The organism is Streptomyces sp. NPDC008079 (genome assembly GCF_042957385.1).
Lineage (GTDB): Bacteria > Actinomycetota > Actinomycetes > Streptomycetales > Streptomycetaceae > Actinacidiphila.
The window spans coordinates 151373-168893 of the sequence record NZ_JBIBIC010000017.1; the positions used below are offsets into that span (position 1 = coordinate 151373).

Consider the following 17521-nt stretch of genomic DNA (forward strand, 5'->3'; position numbering starts at 1 on the left):
GGGATCAGCGATCCGGGATTCCGAGGTCGTCCAACTCAGCCGTTAACACGTCCAGGCGCCGTGCCGCGTCGGCGAGATCGTGCTTCGCCACAGCGGTCACCGCGAGCAGCCGGCGACTCAACTCCCGCCGTGTCCCATCAGGGACTTCGGGATTCGCGACGCGCAGATGCGCCTGCTTCAGACGCGCGGCGAGAACCCCGTAGAGCTGGAGTTGGCCGTCGCGTTCCATGCGTCGATTGTGCCATCTGCGGCGAGTTGTCGGGAGCGACAGGGCCAACCGGGTGTTCCGGGCCGTTTTCCGGACACTCCTGGACCGCCCGGACGGACCCTCCTGGGCCGCCCCCACGGGCACTTCGGGACCGGCCCAGACATCGCCCGGACACGCAGAAGCGCCCTCTGCGGACGGGCAGAGGGCGCTTCTTGGGGCCGAACAGGGCCGAACGGGTCGGTCAGACCTGCACGGTGCTCGGCTTGAAGGACGGGCGGCCGGCTTCGAACGCCGAGATGTCGGCCTCGTTGGCGAGGGTCAGACTGATGTCGTCCAGCCCTTCCAGCAGCCGCCAGCGGGCGTTGTCGTCCAGCTCGAACGCCTCGGTCAGCGACACACCGGGGCCCTCGGCGCGCACCTCGCGGGCCACCAGGTCGACGGTGATCTCGGCCTGCGGGTCGGCCTCGACCAGCTTCCAGAGCGATTCCACCGTCTCCTGCGGCAATACGACCGTGAGCAGGCCGTTCTTCAGCGAATTGCCGCGGAAGATGTCCGCGAAGCGGGACGAGATCACGGTCTTGAAGCCGTAGTTCTGCAAGGCCCAGACCGCGTGTTCGCGCGACGAACCGGTGCCGAAGTCGGGTCCGGCGACGAGCACGGTGGCGCCCTGCCGCTCGGGGGCGTTGAGGACGAAATTCTCGTCCTTGCGCCAGGCTTCGAACAGCCCGTCCTCGAATCCGTTGCGCGTGACCTTCTTCAGCCAGTGCGCGGGGATGATCTGGTCGGTGTCCACATTGCCGCGGCGCAGCGGTACGGCCCGGCCGGTGTGCGTGGTGAAGGCTTCCATGGGGGCTCAGACCTCCGTCAGGACAGGGGCGTCGGACAGGTCGGCGGGCGAGGCGAGGTGGCCGAGCACCGCGGTGGCGGCGGCCACCTGCGGCGAGACCAGGTGCGTACGGCCGCCCTTGCCCTGCCGTCCCTCGAAGTTGCGGTTCGAGGTGGACGCGGAGCGCTCGCCGGGGGCGAGTTGGTCCGGGTTCATACCCAGGCACATCGAGCAACCCGCGTGCCGCCATTCGGCGCCGGCGGCGGTGAACACCTTGTCCAGGCCCTCCTCGACGGCCTGCAACGCGACCCGTACGGAGCCCGGCACGACCAGCATGCGGACGCCGTCGGCCACCTTGCGGCCCTCGACGACCGACGCGGCGGCCCGCAGGTCCTCGATCCGGCCGTTGGTGCAGGAGCCGACGAAGACGGTGTCCACGGCGACCTCGCGCAGCGGCTGGCCCGCGGACAGGCCCATGTACTCCAGCGCCTTCTCGGCGGAGAGCCGGTCGCCGGGGTCGGCGAAGGACGCCGGGTCCGGCACGGCCGCGCTCAGCGGCGCGCCCTGGCCGGGGTTGGTGCCCCAGGTGACGAACGGCGCCAGGGTGGCGGCGTCGATCCGCACCTCGTGGTCGAAGACCGCGTCGTCGTCGGTGCGCAGCGTCTTCCAGTACGCCACCGCCGCGTCCCAGTCCGCGCCCTTGGGGGCGTGCACGCGCCCTTCCAGGTAGTCGAACGTGGTCTGGTCGGGGGCGATCATGCCGGCCCGCGCGCCCGCCTCGATCGACATGTTGCAGACGGTCATCCGCGATTCCATCGACAGCTTCTCGATGGCGGAGCCGCGGTATTCGATGACATAACCCTGGCCGCCGCCGGTGCCGATCTGCGTGATCACGGCGAGGATCAGGTCCTTGGCGGTGACGCCGGGGGGCAGTTCGCCGTCCACGGTGATCGCCATCGTCTTGAACGGCGCGAGCGGCAGCGTCTGGGTGGCCAGCACGTGCTCGACCTGGGAGGTGCCGATGCCGAACGCCAGCGCGCCGAAGGCGCCGTGCGTGGAGGTGTGCGAGTCGCCGCAGACCACGGTGGTGCCCGGCTGGGTCAGCCCGAGCTGCGGGCCCACCACGTGGACGACGCCCTGCTCGACGTCGCCCAGCGGGTGCAGCCGTACGCCGAACTCCGCGCAGTTCTTGCGCAGCGTTTCGAGCTGGGTGCGGGAGACCGGGTCCGCGATGGGCTTGTCGATGTCGAGGGTGGGGGTGTTGTGGTCCTCGGTGGCGATGGTGAGGTCGGTACGCCGCACCGGTCGGCCGTTCATCCGCAGCCCGTCGAACGCCTGGGGGCTGGTCACCTCGTGGAGCAGGTGAAGATCGATGAAGAGCAGATCGGGCTCGCCCTCGACGCGGCGGACGACATGGTCGTCCCAGACTTTTTCCGCGAGTGTCCTACCCATCGCTGTCCCTCCGGCCCGCACCCTCGCGGGCCAACTCGTGTGTGGTGCACGTGTATGCCGGACGCCGTCGGTTCCCCTGGTGTCTCCGCGGGAGCACGGCGGTCCTGCCCTGTGCCCCCAGCCTGACGGCTTCCCCGGAAAATTGAGCTTGCGTTTCACAGTGTGAGACGCGAATATCGTTGCATGGACAATTCTAGCGGCGTCGGCGTTCTCGACAAGGCGGCTCTGGTGCTCAGCGCACTGGAGTCGGGACCGGCCACCCTGGCCGGCCTCGTCGGCGCCACGGGCCTGGCCCGCCCCACCGCGCACCGCCTGGCGGTCGCGCTCGAACACCACCGCATGGTGGCCCGCGACATGCAGGGCCGTTTCATCCTGGGACCGCGGCTGTCGGAGCTGGCCGCCGCCGCGGGCGAGGACCGGCTGCTGGCGACGGCGGGCCCGGTCCTGACCCACCTGCGGGACGTCACGGGAGAAAGTGCCCAGCTCTACCGCCGTCAGGGCGACATGCGCATCTGCGTGGCCGCGGCGGAGCGCCTTTCCGGCCTGCGGGACACCGTGCCGGTCGGCTCCACGCTCCCGATGAAGGCCGGGTCCGCCGCGCAGGTCCTGATGGCCTGGGAGGAGCCCGAGCGGCTGCACCGCGGCCTCCAGGGCGCGCGCTTCACCGCCACCGCGCTGTCGGGCGTACGCCGCCGCGGCTGGTCGCAGTCGATCGGCGAGCGGGAGCCCGGTGTCGCCTCGGTGTCGGCGCCCGTCCGCGGCCCCTCCAACCGCGTGGTCGCCGCCGTCTCCGTCTCGGGACCGATCGAGCGGCTGACCCGGCACCCGGGGCGGATGCACGCGCAGGCCGTCATCGACGCCGCGGCCCGGCTGAGCGAGGCGCTGCGCCGCAGCGGCTGAACCGTCCTCGGCAGGGGCCGCCGGTGCGCGAACGCCCCTGCCCGGTACGGCGGTTGGACCGCGGGAGAGGACGACGGCCGGGAACGGCGGCCGGAAACGAAAAAGGCCCCCACCTGAGTGAGGACCTCGGCCGTACCGTTACTTCTCTGCTTGCGTACCCCCGACCGGATTCGAACCGGCGCTACCGCCTTGAGAGGGCGGCGTGCTAGGCCGCTACACAACGGGGGCCCTAGCGATCCTGCATCATGACCAACGGGTGCGACCCAGGTGATCACGCGGGAAGGATCTGTACCCCCGACCGGATTCGAACCGGCGCTACCGCCTTGAGAGGGCGGCGTGCTAGGCCGCTACACAACGGGGGCTCGCACTGCAATGCACTGAACTATGCGCTGGGGTACCAGGACTCGAACCTAGAACAACTGAACCAGAATCAGCCGTGTTGCCAATTACACCATACCCCATCAAAACGCAACCCCTTGCGGGATTGTGCTTGTATCACGCCCCCCTGCCGGACCTTTCGGCCCTCTCGGGCGGCGCAGGAAGAACATTACCCGATGCGGGACACCGCTCCAAAACGAGTATCGCCGCGCAGCAGGTCAGCAAGCTCGGCGAGACCGGTGATGCGGGTGAGGTCGGGACGGGAGCCGAGGTCGTGGCGGTCCAGCCAGATGCCGACCAGGCCCGCGTCGGCCGCGCCGCGGGCGTCGATGTCCGGCTCGTTGCCCACGTACGCGACCTCGTGCGGCTCCAGGGACAGCGCCTCGCAGGCCGCGTGGAAGGCCGCGGCGGCGGGCTTGGAGACCCCCAGCTCCGCGGCGCACAGCAGCACCTCGAAGCGGTCCCGTACGCCCAGCGCGCGCAGCTTGCGGTCCTGTACGACGAAGGCGGAGTTGGACAGCACCGCGTGCCGGTAGTGGGGGGTGAGGCCGTCCAGGGCGGGTACGGCGTCGGGGAAGAGGGACCAGGCGGCCTCGTAGTGCGTGCGGTGGCGGTCGAACCACTCCTCGGCCTCCGCGTCCGTCAGCGGCAGCCCCAGGAAGTCGCGCACGCGGTCCCTGCGCTGCGCCTCGAAGTCGCACTCCCCCGCCGAGAACCGCGCCCAGTGGAGCTCGGTCAGCTCGGCCCAGCGCAGCACGGCGGCCTCCACGCTCCCGCACCCGTCCGGCAGTCCCTCGACGGCCAGATGGGCCCGCAGGCCGACGCGGTCGGCGCTCGCGTAGTCGAAGATCGTGTCGTCGATGTCCCAGAGAACCGCTCGTATCGGCATAACGCCCAGGGTACGAAGCGGGTCAGCTCCGCGCGACGACCTTGTTGGTCAGGGTGCCGATGCCCTCGACGGTCACGGAGACCTCGTCCCCCGGCCGGATCGGGCCGACGCCCGCGGGGGTGCCGGTGAGCAGCACGTCACCGGGGAGCAGCGTCATCGCCTCGGTGATGTTGACGATCAGGTCCTCGATCGAGTTGATCATCTGCGCGGTGCGGCCCGCCTGGCGCAGCTCGCCGTTGACCGTCGCGGTGATGGCGAGGTCGGAGGGGTCGAGGTCGGTCTCGATCCAGGGGCCGAGCGGGCAGGAGGAGTCGAAGCCCTTGGCGCGCGCCCACTGCTTCTCGGTCCGCTGGGTGTCGCGGGCCGTCACGTCGTTGGCGCAGGTGTAGCCGAGGATGACGTCGCGGACCCGCTCGCGCGGCACCTCGCGGCACAACCGGCTGATGACGACGGCCAGTTCGGCCTCGTGGTGCACCTCCTGCGAGAAGGAGGGGTACACGATCGGGTCGCCGTGGCCGATCACGGAGGTGGAAGGCTTGAAGAAGGCCCAGGGCGCCGTCGGCACCTCGTGGCCCAACTCCTTCGCGTGGTCCGCGTAGTTGCGGCCGATGGCGACGACCTTGTTCGGCAGCACGGGCGGCAGCAGCCGCACCTTGTCGAGCGGGACCCGCGTACCGGACAGCTCGAAGTCCGCGAAGGGGATGCCCTTCATGATGTTGATGACGAGGCCGTCGTGGTCGGCTGTTACGCCGTCGCCTTCGCCGCCGTCGGTGCCTTCGGCCGCTTCGACAGCCCCAAAGGCGACATTGCCGTCGATCGAGAACCTCGCGATACGCATGGGCCCAGCTTAGTGGCCGGGCCCATACGCGCCGATCAGGCGGTGGGCAGCTCGTGCAGGACGGTGCGGCGCGGGTTCGCGGTGACCTGCGGCAGGGGCTCGGCGACGGCCTGCTCGGCGGTCGTGGCGGCTTCGGTGTCCGACGCGGCGGGGACCCCGAGTTCAGCGGCGTCCTTGAGGTGCGCGAGGGTGGTGCGGCGCGGGTTCGCGATCGGACGGAACAGCATGGTGGTCTTCATCGGCCGTGTGGACCTCGGTGACTCGGGGCGCCCGCAGGGCGCGGGTTGACAGAAAACCGCGATGTGTAAAGCACCAGGCTAGTGCGGCCCTTTCCCGGAACAACGTGGCCCAGACATGCACCAGGCTGTGATTTTGCTCACTAAGTGAGTCGCAAAGCAGGCATTGCGCGCATCCGACCGGCAGACTCAAACCGGTCAAGTCCCACACAGTCGTACGATTCAGCTGTCATCGACCCGGCTGGGACAGCGAGTGACTCGTGCGAACAGGGGGGTGCTAGGTCCGGAATCCCCCGCTTTCACCACATCAAATGTCAACACTCAGTGCTTGGCCCGACGCGACGAGTAACGGATTCCAACAGGTCGGCTACGGCCCTTGTTGGGAGATCCAGCACTGTGCTGGAATTCCCCGGACCGCCGCATCACATCGAGCCGGCGCGCAGGGGGCGCGTTCGAGCACCGAGCGGTGGTGAAGGGCATCAATCGGCCTCCTCGCAACCCGGGGCGGCCTGAGCCCCCATGACTCGACACCGTCCTGTCCGCTTCATCGCGGGGGACGCCTGGTCCAGAGGTTGCGACGCTAGTGCAGGGACGTTTCAAGAGGGACAGCGGCGCTGCGGGCGACCCGGAGCAGCAGCCCGGCGGGACCGGCAACGGCCCGACACCGCAGCAGGCGGGTGACTCGGCGAGCACTGCGCCGGGCACGACGGCTGCCACCGGACGACCGAGCACGCCCAGCGGCATCGAGGCGGGCAAGATCACCGGTCTCGCGGGCAAGCCGGGGCCCCGAATAGCCATGCGCAACTGGCGCATCAGCACCAGACTCGTCTCCCTGCTCGCCCTCCCGGTGGTCACGGCCACCGTCCTGGGCGGCATGCGCATCAACAGCTCGCTGGACAACATCAACCAGCTCGAGCACATGAAGACGCTGACCGACATCACCGAGCACGCGACGCAGCTCGCCGCCGCGCTCCAGGAGGAACGGGACAGCTCGGCCGGACCGCTGTCGTCCGGCGACAAGACCAACGACGCGGTGGAGGCCTCCCGGCAGGCCACCGACCGCGAGTACAAGCAGTATCTGAACGCCAGCGACAACGTCTCCGAGCGCGACCCGGTCTTCTCCGGCGTCCGCGCCACCCTGCTGGCGATCGGCACGCAGCTCGCCAACCTGGCGGAGATCCGCGACGAGGCGTACACCTCGACCTCCACCATCTCGCAGACGGTCTCGCAGTACGACGACCTGGTGCAGTCCCTGCTCTCGCTGTCCCAGGACATGGCGCAGGCGACCAACAACCCCGAGATGATCCAGAGCACCCGCGCGCTGGCCGCCTTCTCCTCCGCCAAGGAGTACGAGTCGATCCAGCGCGCGGTGATCAGCGCCGCGCTGGCCACCGGCGGCAAGCTGAACGCCAACGACTACCAGTCGGTGAAGTACGGCGCCGCGAACGAGGACACCGCGCTCACCCGGTTCCAGAAGATCTACGGACCCAAGAGCGCGGCGCTGCTGACCCCGATCGAGGGCGGCAACCTCACGATCAGCGCGCACGACACCACGCGCCAGCGCATCGCCGCCTCGCAGAACGCGATCACCAAGATCGACAGCTCGTACCTCGACTGGGACGACGCGGCCAAGACCAAGATCCAGGCGATGAGCCAGATCGAGCGGTCGCTGCTCAACGAGATGCAGCAGAAGGCCCTCAAGCTGCAGAGCGAGGCCAAGCAGTCCGCGCTGATCTCCGGCGCGATCATCCTGCTGGTCCTCGGCGTCGCCGTGGTCGGCGCCTTCATCGTGGCCCGCTCGATGATCCGGTCGCTGCGCAGGCTCCAGCAGACCGCCAACGACGTGGCCCAGAAGCGGCTGCCCGAGCTCGTCAAACAGCTCTCCGAGACCGACCCGCAGGACGTCGACACCTCGGTCGAGTCGATCGGCATCAACAGCCGCGACGAGATCGGCCAGGTGGCGCGGGCCTTCGACGAGGTCCACAGCGAGGCCGTACGACTCGCCGCCGAGCAGGCCCTCCTGCGAGGGAACGTCAACGCGATGTTCACCAACCTCTCGCGCCGCAGCCAGGGCCTCATCCAGCGTCAGCTCTCGCTCATCTCCGAACTGGAGTCCCGCGAGGCCGACCCGGACCAGCTCTCCTCGCTCTTCAAGCTCGACCACCTCGCGACCCGCATGCGCCGTAACGGTGAGAATCTGCTGGTCCTCGCCGGTGAGGAGCCGGGCCGCCGGTGGACCCGACCGGTCCCGCTGGTCGACGTGCTGCGCGCCGCCGCGTCCGAGGTGGAGCAGTACGAGCGGATCGAACTGACGTCGGTACCGTCGGCCGAGGTCACCGGCCGTATCGTCAACGACCTCGTCCACCTGCTCGCCGAGCTGCTGGAGAACGCGACGTCGTTCTCCTCGCCGCAGACCAAGGTGAAGGTCACCGGTCACTCGCTGCCGGACGGCCGGGTGCTGATCGAGATCCACGACACCGGTATCGGCCTGTCGCCCGAGGACCTCGCGGACATCAACGAGCGGCTGGCGAACCCGCCGACGGTGGACGTCTCCGTCTCCCGCCGCATGGGTCTGTTCGTGGTCGGCCGCCTGTCGCTGCGGCACGGCATCCGGATCCAGCTCCGCCCGTCCGACTCCGGCGGTACGACCGCGCTGGTCATGCTGCCCGTGGACGTCACGCAGGGCGGCCGTAACCCCAAGAACATCGGCCAGATGGGCGGCGGGCGCCCCGCGGGCGCTCCCCCGGCCGCCGCGGGCTCCGGCATCGCCGGCGCGTTCGGCAACTCGCCCAACTCCGGGCCGGTCAACCGGCCGCCGCAGCGCACCCCGGTCGCGGGCGGCCAGCAGCGTCCGGCGCTGAGCCCCGGAGCGGGCCGTCCCGGCGGTCCCCCGCAGCAGGGCGGCACGCCGCGCTGGGCGCAGGACCAGAACGGCGGCCAGCAGGGCTTCCCCGACGACCGCGGTCTCCAGGACACCCCGCGCGGCCACGAGGACGTCGAGGCGGCCTCCGCCTTCGACGCTCCCGGACAGGGCCCGCGCGGCGACTTCCAGCAGCCCGGTGGCGCCTTCGGCCGTCCCCCCGGCGGCGGTCAGGACTTCGGCCAGGGCGGTCAGGGCGGTCAGCAGGGCGGCCAGAACTTCGGCGGCCGGCAGGGCGGTCAGCAGAGCGGTCAGCAGAGCGGTCAGCAGCAGCCGGGCCAGTTCCCGCCGCCGCAGCCGCAGAGCACCGGCCCCTCCGGCTTCCGTTCCGACGTGTTCGGCGGTCGCTCGGGCCCCGCGCCGCGGCAGAACGGCCCCGCTGACACCGCGCAGTTCCCGCCGGTCCGCGACGACGACTTCGCACCGACCGGCCAGGGCAACCAGGGCCAGGGCGGCCAGGGTCACGGCAACCAGGGCAACCAGGGCAACCAGGGCGGCGGTCGCGGCACCAGCGACACCGGGCAGTTCCCGGTGCAGGGCGGCCCCAACCCGGGCCTGCCGCAGCGCGGCGCCCGCAGCCCCGAAGAGACGTACAGCACGGGTCAGTTCGCGATGCCCGGCCAGCCGCAGGGCGGCCAGGGCCAGGGCGGTCCCGGCGACACGGCGCAGTTCCCGGCCGTGCAGGCCGACGGCACCGGCGAGTTCCGGATGCCCGGCCAGCAGCCGCAGGCCCGTCCGGGCCAGGGCGGTCAGCAGGGACAGGGCGGTCAGCCCGGTCAGCAGCAGGGCTTCCCCGGCAACAACCAGTACCAGGGCCCGCCCCCCAGCGGCCCGCGCCCCGACGCCTTCCCCGGCCAGGGTCTGCCGCAGCGCGGCGGCCCCCAGCAGGGCAACGGCGGCCAGGGCTACGACCAGAACCAGCAGCAGTACCAGGACCCGTACGGGACCGGGCAGTTCCCCGTGCAGCCGCAGCAGCCGCAGCAGGGCAACACCGGTCAGTACCCGGTCCAGCAGCCGATGCAGAGCCCGCAGCAGCCCCAGGCGCCGCAGCCTCAGCAGCAGCAGCCCCAGCAGCCCGCCGAGCCGATGGCGCTGCCCCCGGCCCCGACCCGCGGGGACGAGCCGACGCCGATCTTCTCGTCGATCGAGTCGGACTGGTTCCGCACCGGCCAGGCCGAGCGGATGCAGCAGATCCACGTGGAGCAGAGCGCGCGCGGCCAGGAGGCCCCGCCGGTCCGCCCGGTGGGCCGTACGGCTCCGCCCGCGGCCCCGCAGCGGTTCCGCCCGCAGCGCCCCGGCACGACGGCGCCCGGTGTCGCCAATGGCAACGGAAACGGCAACGGCGGCAACGGCGGGAACAGCGGGAACGGCAACGGGAACGGCGTCCAGCGCCCCGGCGGCGGTCAGCAGCAGCCCGTACAGGCGCCGCCCGCCTCCGTGCCCGCTTCGGCGCAGTACCAGGGCCAGGCTCCCGCCGCTCCGGTGGCGCAGCCGCTGCCCAGGGAGACCCCGAACTGGCGGACCTCGCCCAACGACGCGCTGCGTCAGCGGGCCGAGCAGATCCGCGAACCTTCGGCCGGCGGGGTCACTCCGTCGGGGCTGCCGCGCCGGGTGCCGAGGGCCAACCTCGTCGCCGGTGGCGCGGCGCCGCAGCAAGCGCCGCAGGGCGGCCCGCAGATCTCGCGGGCGCCCGACGACGTACGCGGACGTCTGACCAACCTCCGCCGTGGTATCCAGCAGGGCCGCGAGGCCGGGGGCAACACCGACGGCCGTGGTTTCGGTACGAATCAGGAGCGTTAGTTGAGTGCGATGAGCCAGGCGGCACAGAACCTGAACTGGTTGATCACCAACTTCGTGGACAACACCCCCGGGGTGTCCCACACGGTGGTGGTCTCCGCCGACGGCCTGCTGCTCGCGATGTCCGACGGATTCCCCCGCGACCGCGCCGACCAGCTCGCCGCCGTCGCCTCCGGGCTGACCTCCCTCACGGCCGGGGCGTCCCGGATCTTCGAGGGCGGCGCGGTCAACCAGACCGTGGTGGAGATGGAGCGCGGCTTCCTCTTCATCATGTCGGTCTCCGAGGGTTCCTCCATCGCCGTGCTGGCGCACCCCGAGTGCGACATCGGCCTGGTCGGCTACGAAATGGCCCTGCTCGTCGACCGAGCGGGCACCGTCCTCACCCCGGATCTCCGTGCAGAGCTCCAGGGCAGCCTCATGCACTGAACCATCCGTCTCCCCCCATGTTTTTCCGTACTTCCCGCACCGCGACAGCACTGCCCGGACACGGAGGACCCTCATGACCCCGCCACCCGCTTCGCCGGGCCCGTACGGCGCGTCCCACCACGCGCCGTACGGGGTGGAAGGCGATCAGCCGCTGGTTCGGCCGTACGCCATGACAGGTGGCCGCACTCGGCCCCGCTACCAGCTCGCCATCGAGGCGCTGGTCAGCACGACCGCCGACCCGGGGCAGTACGCGGGGCTGCTGCCGGAACACCAGCGGATCTGCCATCTCACGCGCGAGATCAAGTCGGTCGCGGAGATCTCCGCTCTGCTCGCCATCCCGCTCGGTGTGGCCAGGATTCTTGTGGCCGACCTCGCCGAGGCCGGCATGGTCGCCATCCATCAGCCGGGCAGCGGCGAGGCGGGCGGCCAGCCTGATGTGACACTGCTTGAGAGGGTGCTCAGTGGACTTCGGAAGCTCTAGGCCGCAGCCGCAGCCGGCGTACGGCGCGCAGCAATCGGTGCGGTCCACCACGTCTGCGAAGATCGTGGTGGCGGGTGGCTTCGGTGTCGGCAAGACCACGTTCGTGGGTGCCGTGTCGGAGATCAACCCGCTGCGCACCGAGGCCGTGATGACCTCGGCCTCGGCCGGGATCGACGACCTGAGCCACGTCCAGGACAAGACCACCACCACGGTGGCCATGGACTTCGGCCGTATCACCCTGGACGACGACCTGATCCTGTACCTGTTCGGGACGCCCGGCCAGGACCGTTTCTGGTTCATGTGGGACGACCTGGTGCGCGGTGCGATCGGCGCCGTGGTGCTGGTGGACACCCGCAGGCTCGCGGACTGTTTCCCGGCCGTCGACTACTTCGAGAACAGCGGCCTGCCGTTCGTCATCGCCCTCAACGGCTTCGACGGACACCAGCCGTACCGTCCGGAGGAGGTGCGCGAGGCCCTCCAGATCGGGCCCGAGGCACCGATCATCACGACCGACGCCCGCCATCGCGGCGAGGCGAAGAGCGCGCTGATCACGCTGGTCGAGCACGCGCTGCTTGCCCGGCTGAAGTAGCGGGCAGGCTCGGAAGAAGGCTCAACAGACAGGCGCCAGCGGCGAGTTGCTGGTGAAAACAAGCCACGGGGACCGGCTGTGTCAGGAGACACGGCCGGTCCCCGTCTTCATAACATTTCGAGAGAGTTTCGGCGGGCGTCGAACACGGCTCGCGCTCAGCCGGTGTCGCAGCGCGTACATCTGTCATATGGTTTGACGGGGGATTTTACTTATGCCCGTTTTATCTTCGCCGTTACTGTGCCGCGTCCCATATGCCGGACGTTTGGCTGGGGCCTACATGACGTGCTGGAATTCGCAGAACCCGAGAGTAGTAACGGCCTTCGTTCGTGCCGTCGCCGAGAGGTTGTTGGTCCAGTGAGGAACACGAGGCGAGCAGAAGCGGGCCCTGCTCAGGGTCCGCGGGGGAACTTCACGCCGCCCCAACGTCCCGGGGGCGCACCCGCCATCTCGGCTCCCGAGCCGCCGGACGACCCGGGCACCCGGCTGAGCATGCGCAACTGGCGGGTCGCGACCCGCCTCAACGTCATCCTGCTGATCCCGGTCCTGGTCGCCCTCGTCTTCGGCGGCTTCCGGGTCAAGAGCTCGGTCGACACCTGGAGCCAGGCCGACGACGCCGTACGTACCGCGAATCTGGTACGCGCCGCCACGACCTACAGTCACGCACTGATCAACGAACGTGATGTCACCGCGGTTCCGCTGCTGGCGGGAAAACGTGACGATCCGGCGGTCTCCACCGCCCGCGCCGCCACCGACGAGGCGGCCCGCGAATTCGACGCCGCCGCGGCCAAGATGCCGAACGAGGCCGGGCTCAAGCGCCGGATGGCCAACTTCAGGACCGTCGAGCCGCAGCTCGCCACGCTCCGCAAGGTCGCGTACACCCGTCAGCTCTCCGGGGTGCAGACCGAGGAGTTCTACGTCAAGATCCAGCACCCGCTGTTGGAACTGGACAATGAGCTGGGTTACGGCACCAGCAATGTCACCGCCTACGGCCGCACCCTCTACGCGGTGTCACTGGCCAAGGCCGCCGAGTCCCTGACCAGGTCGATCGGCACGCACATCCTGGTGCAGAAGCCGGTCTCCGACAAGGAGCTGGCCCTCCAGAAGACCGCGCTGGGCTCGTACCAGTACCTCCAGGGCATCTCGGTCGCGGAGTACAACGGCAGCGGTACGGCCGCGGACGTGCAGCGGCTGAAGGACGCGCAGGCCGCCGCGGAGAAGAAGGGCACCGACCTGATCGGCGAGGCGCAGCGCAAGGCGGAGGCCGCGCACACGGCGTTCGTCGTACCGCCGGACCTGCCGAAGATGGTCACCGAGATCGCCACGCCGGGGAAGACCGTCGCGCAGCTGCGCGCCGAGGGCATCACGCCCGAGTCGTACTTCGCCGCCTCCACGCTCTCCTTCGACGCGTACCACACGGTCGAGAACTCGCTGGCCGACCAGGCCGCCGCCGACGCCTCGACGATCGCGTCGAACGCCAAGCGGGACGCGATCGTGAACTCCGCGATCGTGATCGTGGCGCTGATCCTGGCCTTCATCGTGGCGGGCATGATGGCCCGCTCGATGAGCCGGGCGATGCGGCGGCTGCGCGGCGCGGCCTTCGAGATCGCCGAGACGCGGCTGCCGTCGATGGTCGACCAGCTCTCGCGGACCGACCCGGGCCGGGTGGACACCACCGTGGCGCCGATCCCGATCAACAGCCAGGACGAGATCGGCGAGGTCGCGCGCGCCTTCGACCAGGTGCACCGCGAGGCCGTGCGGCTCGCCGCGGAGCAGGCGCTGCTGCGGGGCAACGTCAACGCGATCTTCACCAACCTCTCGCAGCGCAACCAGGGCCTCATCCAGCGCCAGCTCACCCTGATCACCGAGCTGGAGAACAACGAGGCCGACCCCGACCAGCTCGAGCACCTCTTCCAGATGGACCACCTCGCCACCCGCATGCGCCGCAACGGCGAGAATCTGCTGGTCCTCGCGGGTGAGGAGCCGGGCCGGCAGTGGAATCAGCCGATTCCGCTGGTCGACGTGCTCCGCGCCGCCGCGTCCGAGGTGGAGGCGTACGACCGTATAGAGCTGGTCGGCATCCCGGAGACGGACATCCACGGCAGCGCCGTGACCGACCTGGTGCACCTGCTGGCCGAGCTGCTGGAGAACGCGACGACGTTCTCCTCGCCGCAGACCAAGGTGCGGGTGACCGCGACCCGGCTGCCGGACGGCCGGGTGATGGTGGAGATCCACGACAAGGGCATCGGCCTGACCGCCGAGGACTTCGCCGACATCAACCACAAGCTGGCCGACCCGCCGACGGTCGATGTCGAGATCGCCAAGCGGATGGGCCTGTTCGTGGTCGGGCGGCTGTCCGACCGGCACGGCATCCGGGTGCAGCTCAGGCCGTCGGGCGAGCAGGCGGGTACGACCTCGCTGGTGATGCTGCCCGAGCCGATCACCCACGGCGGTGGCGGCGAGGCCCTGCTGCCGGAGGACGACGAGCGCGACTTCACCGTCTCGCGGATCGTGCCCGAGCAGTCGGTGCAGGACGTCGGCCACATGCCGACCGCGGCCGAGCTGGGCTTCGACGACTCGCGTTACGAGACCGCCGACGGTACGGCGGCGCCGACGCTCGACCCGGTGGGCCGGTCGCTGGTCCGCGAGGAGCGCCGCGCCCAGCTCGAAGCGGCCACGTCGGACCGCCAGGGCGACGAGCCCGGCTTCCCGGAGCAGAACGGTTTCCCCGGACAGGGCGGCTACCCGGAGCAGGCGGAGCAGAACGGCTACCCGGAGCAGGGCCGGCAGGCGCAGCCCGCGTACGACCCGAGCTTCGACCCCGGCTATCAGCAGCAGACCTACGAGCAGGGCTTCCAGTCCGGTTACGAGCAGCAGGGCTACCAGGGGAACGGTTTCCCCGAGAGCGCGCGGGCCTTCGACGACGGCGCGGTGCCGGGGTACGGGCAGGGCGCTCAGCAGGGCTATGACCAGGGCGTCCCGCAGGGCTTCGACCAGGGATTCGACCAGCCCTACGACCCCGCGTACGGCCAGAGCTTCCAGCCGGAGTTCACCGGTTACCAGGCCCCGTCGCAGGAGTGGCCGGTTCCGGAGCCCCCGCAGGAGCCCGAGCCGCGGGCGGACGTAACGGAATCCGCTCCGCCGCTCCCCCAGCGGCCGTCCGAGAGCGTAGGCTCCCCTTCGCTGACGGACGCGGGTTTGCCGCGCCGTGACCGCCAGCGGCCGGAACCACCTCAGGAACAGCCTGCCCAGGAGGCTCCAGAGCCCCGGCAGCACCGGGAACCGGAGCCGACGACCGAATGGCGGTCGACGAATGATGAGAACTGGCACCGGGCCGAGCAGGTCCGCGAGCCCAAGGCGGGCGGGGTCACCCCCTCGGGCCTGCCCCGACGGGTGCCCAAGGCCAATCTGGTCCCGGGTACCGCGGCGCAGACCCCGCAGGGCGGCCCACAGGTCTCCCGCGCCCCCGAGGACGTACGCGGCAGGTTGAGTAACCTGCGGCGTGGCGTCCAGAAGGGACGCACTGCTGGAACTGATACGAACGGACAGGCCACCGAGCACCCATTCGGCGGCCCCCAGAACCAGGAGCGCTAGTTGAGTCCGATGAGCCAGGCGGCACAGAACCTGAACTGGTTGATCACCAACTTCGTGGACAACACCCCCGGGGTGTCCCACACGGTGGTGGTCTCCGCCGACGGCCTGCTGCTCGCGATGTCCGACGGATTCCCCCGCGACCGCGCCGACCAGCTCGCCGCCGTCGCCTCCGGGCTGACGTCGCTCACCGCCGGAGCCTCCCGCATCTTCGAGGGCGGCTCCGTCAACCAGACCGTGGTGGAGATGGAGCGCGGCTTCCTCTTCATCATGTCCGTCTCCGACGGATCCTCGCTGGCCGTACTGGCGCACCCCGAGTGCGACATCGGCCTGGTCGGCTACGAAATGGCCCTGCTCGTCGACCGAGCGGGCACCGTCCTCACCCCGGACCTGCGGGCCGAGCTTCAGGGCAGCCTGCTCAACTAGCTCGAACAGCGTCAACAAAGCGAAGGGCAGCGGTCGTCCGAGTACCAGCCGGGTACTCGGACGGGGGATCGCAGCCGTATCAGGAGGAGGACTCGTGAGCACGTCCCCCGGTGGAGACCCGTACGGCAGCCAGCATCAGCCGCCCCTCAACCCCTACAACTTCCCCTCGGCGCCCTCTCCGGAGCCCGAGCCGCAGTACCGGCAACCGCGTATCCAGCCCTACGCGCCGCCGCAGGGCCCCCGCCACGGCGGCGGCAGCGGCGGTCACGGGGGCGGCGGCAGTTACGGGAACGGCGGTGGGAGCGGCGGCGCGAGCAAGCGGCCCCCCGCCCCTTCCGGGCTCGTCCGCCCTTACGCGATGACCGGCGGCCGTACCAGGCCGCGTTACCAGCTCGCCATAGAGGCGCTGGTCAGTACCACCGCCGACCCCGAGCGACTGCGTGGGCAGTTGCCGGAACACCAGCGGATCTGCCTGCTCTGCCGGGAGATCAAGTCGATCGCGGAGATCTCCGCTCTGCTGACGATTCCGCTCGGTGTGGTCCGGATTCTCGTGGCCGACCTGGCTGAGGCCGGACTGGTCCAGATCCACCAGCCCGGCGGCGACGAGTCCTCGGGCGGACAGCCAGCCGTGACATTGCTTGAAAGGGTGCTCAGTGGACTTCGGAAGCTCTAGCGGGGGCTCCAGCGGGGGCGATACGGTCCGCCGGTCGACCACGTCTGCGAAGATCGTGGTGGCCGGCGGGTTCGGCGTGGGCAAGACCACGTTCGTCGGGGCCGTGTCGGAGATCAATCCGTTGCGCACCGAAGCAGTGATGACGTCCGCGTCGGCCGGGATCGACGATCTGACGCACGCGCCGGACAAGACCACGACGACCGTGGCGATGGACTTCGGCCGCATCACGCTCGACGAGGATCTGATCCTCTATCTGTTCGGGACGCCGGGGCAGGACCGTTTCTGGTTCATGTGGGACGACCTGGTGCGCGGCGCGATCGGCGCGATCGTGCTGGTCGACACGCGGCGCCTGGCGGACTGCTTCCCGGCCGTCGACTACTTCGAGAACAGCGGCCTGCCGTTCGTCATCGCCCTCAACGGCTTCGACGGACACCAGCCGTACGGTCCCGAGGAGGTCCGCGAGGCCCTCCAGATCGGGCCCGAGGCCCCCATCATCACGACGGACGCGCGCAACCGCGGCGACGCCAAGAGCGCGCTCATCACGCTGGTCGAGCACGCCCTGATGGCGCGGCTGCGGTAGGCGCCGGGTCCCCTCTCCCGTAACGGCTTCGGGCCCCACCGCGAAAGCGGTGGGGCCCGAAGCCGTCGTGGGTCGCGCCGGGCGGCCCGTGGAAGGTGCGGCTCAGCCCTGCCAGGAGTGCGGGGCGCGGAAGCCGGGGGTGCGCTCCAGGCGGCGCCAGCCGGCCGTGGAGCGGCGCTTGGGGGTGTCGGCGGCCTCGGGGGCGTCACCGGCGGCGGCACGCGCCAGCAGGATGGCGGTGAGCGCGGCCAGCTCCTCAGGAGCGGCGTGCCCCTTCTCGACGCGCACGAGGGAATCGGCGGGAGTGCTCAAGG

General features: G+C 70.4%; 16 protein-coding genes and 3 tRNA genes. 9 read left to right on the top strand and 10 right to left on the bottom strand.

Features of this window, described 5'->3' with window-relative positions:
- Window positions 1-4: 4 nt before the first annotated feature.
- From ACFZAM_RS28800 to leuC, 3 genes are all read right to left on the bottom strand, one after another.
- Entirely contained in the window at window positions 5-229 is a 225-nt protein-coding gene (locus ACFZAM_RS28800) for a hypothetical protein (RefSeq protein ID WP_188284977.1), read from the bottom strand.
- 220 nt (window positions 230-449) lie between these two features.
- Window positions 450-1055, bottom strand: a complete 606-nt coding sequence (gene leuD, locus ACFZAM_RS28805; RefSeq protein ID WP_355349427.1) for a 3-isopropylmalate dehydratase small subunit — start codon at window positions 1053-1055, stop codon at window positions 450-452.
- A gap of 6 nt (window positions 1056-1061) precedes the next feature.
- Window positions 1062-2486, bottom strand: coding sequence for a 3-isopropylmalate dehydratase large subunit (gene leuC, locus ACFZAM_RS28810; RefSeq protein WP_355349424.1), 1425 nt, complete (start codon window positions 2484-2486; stop codon window positions 1062-1064).
- Window positions 2487-2669: 183 nt separating this feature from the next.
- On the opposite strand from leuC, the gene ndgR reads away from it, so the two are divergent.
- Window positions 2670-3386 carry an IclR family transcriptional regulator NdgR gene (gene ndgR, locus ACFZAM_RS28815; protein ID WP_188284974.1) on the top strand — a complete coding sequence of 239 codons (717 nt, stop codon included), beginning with the start codon at window positions 2670-2672 and terminating at the stop codon, window positions 3384-3386.
- Between the two features lie 155 nt (window positions 3387-3541).
- On the opposite strand, the gene ACFZAM_RS28820 is transcribed toward ndgR, so the two are convergent.
- The 6 genes from ACFZAM_RS28820 to ACFZAM_RS28845 all read right to left on the bottom strand — a co-directional run bounded on the left by ACFZAM_RS28820 (window position 3542) and on the right by ACFZAM_RS28845 (window position 5730).
- Window positions 3542-3614 (bottom strand) — tRNA-Glu (locus tag ACFZAM_RS28820).
- Between the two features lie 61 nt (window positions 3615-3675).
- Window positions 3676-3748, bottom strand: a tRNA-Glu gene (locus tag ACFZAM_RS28825).
- Between the two features lie 27 nt (window positions 3749-3775).
- A tRNA-Gln gene (locus ACFZAM_RS28830) sits at window positions 3776-3847 on the bottom strand.
- Between the two features lie 86 nt (window positions 3848-3933).
- On the bottom strand, window positions 3934-4653 hold the full coding sequence (locus ACFZAM_RS28835) for an HAD-IA family hydrolase (RefSeq protein WP_391050365.1): 720 nt from the start codon (window positions 4651-4653) through the stop codon (window positions 3934-3936).
- Between the two features lie 22 nt (window positions 4654-4675).
- Window positions 4676-5491: a fumarylacetoacetate hydrolase family protein gene (locus tag ACFZAM_RS28840; protein WP_391050366.1), complete on the bottom strand. Its 816-nt coding sequence runs from the start codon at window positions 5489-5491 to the stop codon at window positions 4676-4678.
- A 35-nt stretch (window positions 5492-5526) separates the two neighbouring features.
- On the bottom strand, window positions 5527-5730 hold the full coding sequence (locus tag ACFZAM_RS28845) for a hypothetical protein (RefSeq protein WP_188284971.1): 204 nt from the start codon (window positions 5728-5730) through the stop codon (window positions 5527-5529).
- A gap of 580 nt (window positions 5731-6310) precedes the next feature.
- Here ACFZAM_RS28845 and ACFZAM_RS28850 point away from each other — a divergent pair.
- From ACFZAM_RS28850 to ACFZAM_RS28885, 8 genes are all read left to right on the top strand, one after another.
- Complete coding sequence (locus ACFZAM_RS28850; RefSeq protein WP_391050367.1) at window positions 6311-10447, top strand: nitrate- and nitrite sensing domain-containing protein; 4137 nt, start codon at window positions 6311-6313, stop codon at window positions 10445-10447.
- Window positions 10448-10456: 9 nt separating this feature from the next.
- Window positions 10457-10870 carry a roadblock/LC7 domain-containing protein gene (locus ACFZAM_RS28855; RefSeq protein WP_317452960.1) on the top strand — a complete coding sequence of 138 codons (414 nt, stop codon included), beginning with the start codon at window positions 10457-10459 and terminating at the stop codon, window positions 10868-10870.
- 73 nt (window positions 10871-10943) lie between these two features.
- Window positions 10944-11351 (top strand): DUF742 domain-containing protein, encoded by a 408-nt coding sequence (locus ACFZAM_RS28860; protein ID WP_093717892.1) that lies wholly within the window; start codon window positions 10944-10946, stop codon window positions 11349-11351.
- A complete protein-coding gene (locus ACFZAM_RS28865; RefSeq protein ID WP_391050368.1) occupies window positions 11332-11940 on the top strand; it encodes an ATP/GTP-binding protein in 609 nt (202 codons plus the stop codon). The genes ACFZAM_RS28860 and ACFZAM_RS28865 overlap by 20 nt, the downstream gene beginning before the upstream one ends.
- Before the next feature lie 489 nt (window positions 11941-12429).
- A complete protein-coding gene (locus tag ACFZAM_RS28870) occupies window positions 12430-15531 on the top strand; it encodes a nitrate- and nitrite sensing domain-containing protein (protein ID WP_391050369.1) in 3102 nt (1033 codons plus the stop codon).
- Between the two features lie 9 nt (window positions 15532-15540).
- Window positions 15541-15954, top strand: coding sequence for a roadblock/LC7 domain-containing protein (locus ACFZAM_RS28875; RefSeq protein WP_033173109.1), 414 nt, complete (start codon window positions 15541-15543; stop codon window positions 15952-15954).
- Window positions 15955-16048: 94 nt separating this feature from the next.
- Window positions 16049-16627 (top strand): DUF742 domain-containing protein, encoded by a 579-nt coding sequence (locus ACFZAM_RS28880; RefSeq protein WP_391050370.1) that lies wholly within the window; start codon window positions 16049-16051, stop codon window positions 16625-16627.
- Window positions 16608-17207 (top strand): ATP/GTP-binding protein, encoded by a 600-nt coding sequence (locus ACFZAM_RS28885; protein ID WP_355349403.1) that lies wholly within the window; start codon window positions 16608-16610, stop codon window positions 17205-17207. The genes ACFZAM_RS28880 and ACFZAM_RS28885 overlap by 20 nt, the downstream gene beginning before the upstream one ends.
- 102 nt (window positions 17208-17309) lie before the next feature.
- Here ACFZAM_RS28885 and ACFZAM_RS28890 read toward each other — a convergent pair whose 3' ends face one another.
- A complete protein-coding gene (locus ACFZAM_RS28890; RefSeq protein ID WP_391050371.1) occupies window positions 17310-17519 on the bottom strand; it encodes an acyl-CoA carboxylase epsilon subunit in 210 nt (69 codons plus the stop codon).
- Between the last annotated feature and the right edge of the window lie 2 nt (window positions 17520-17521).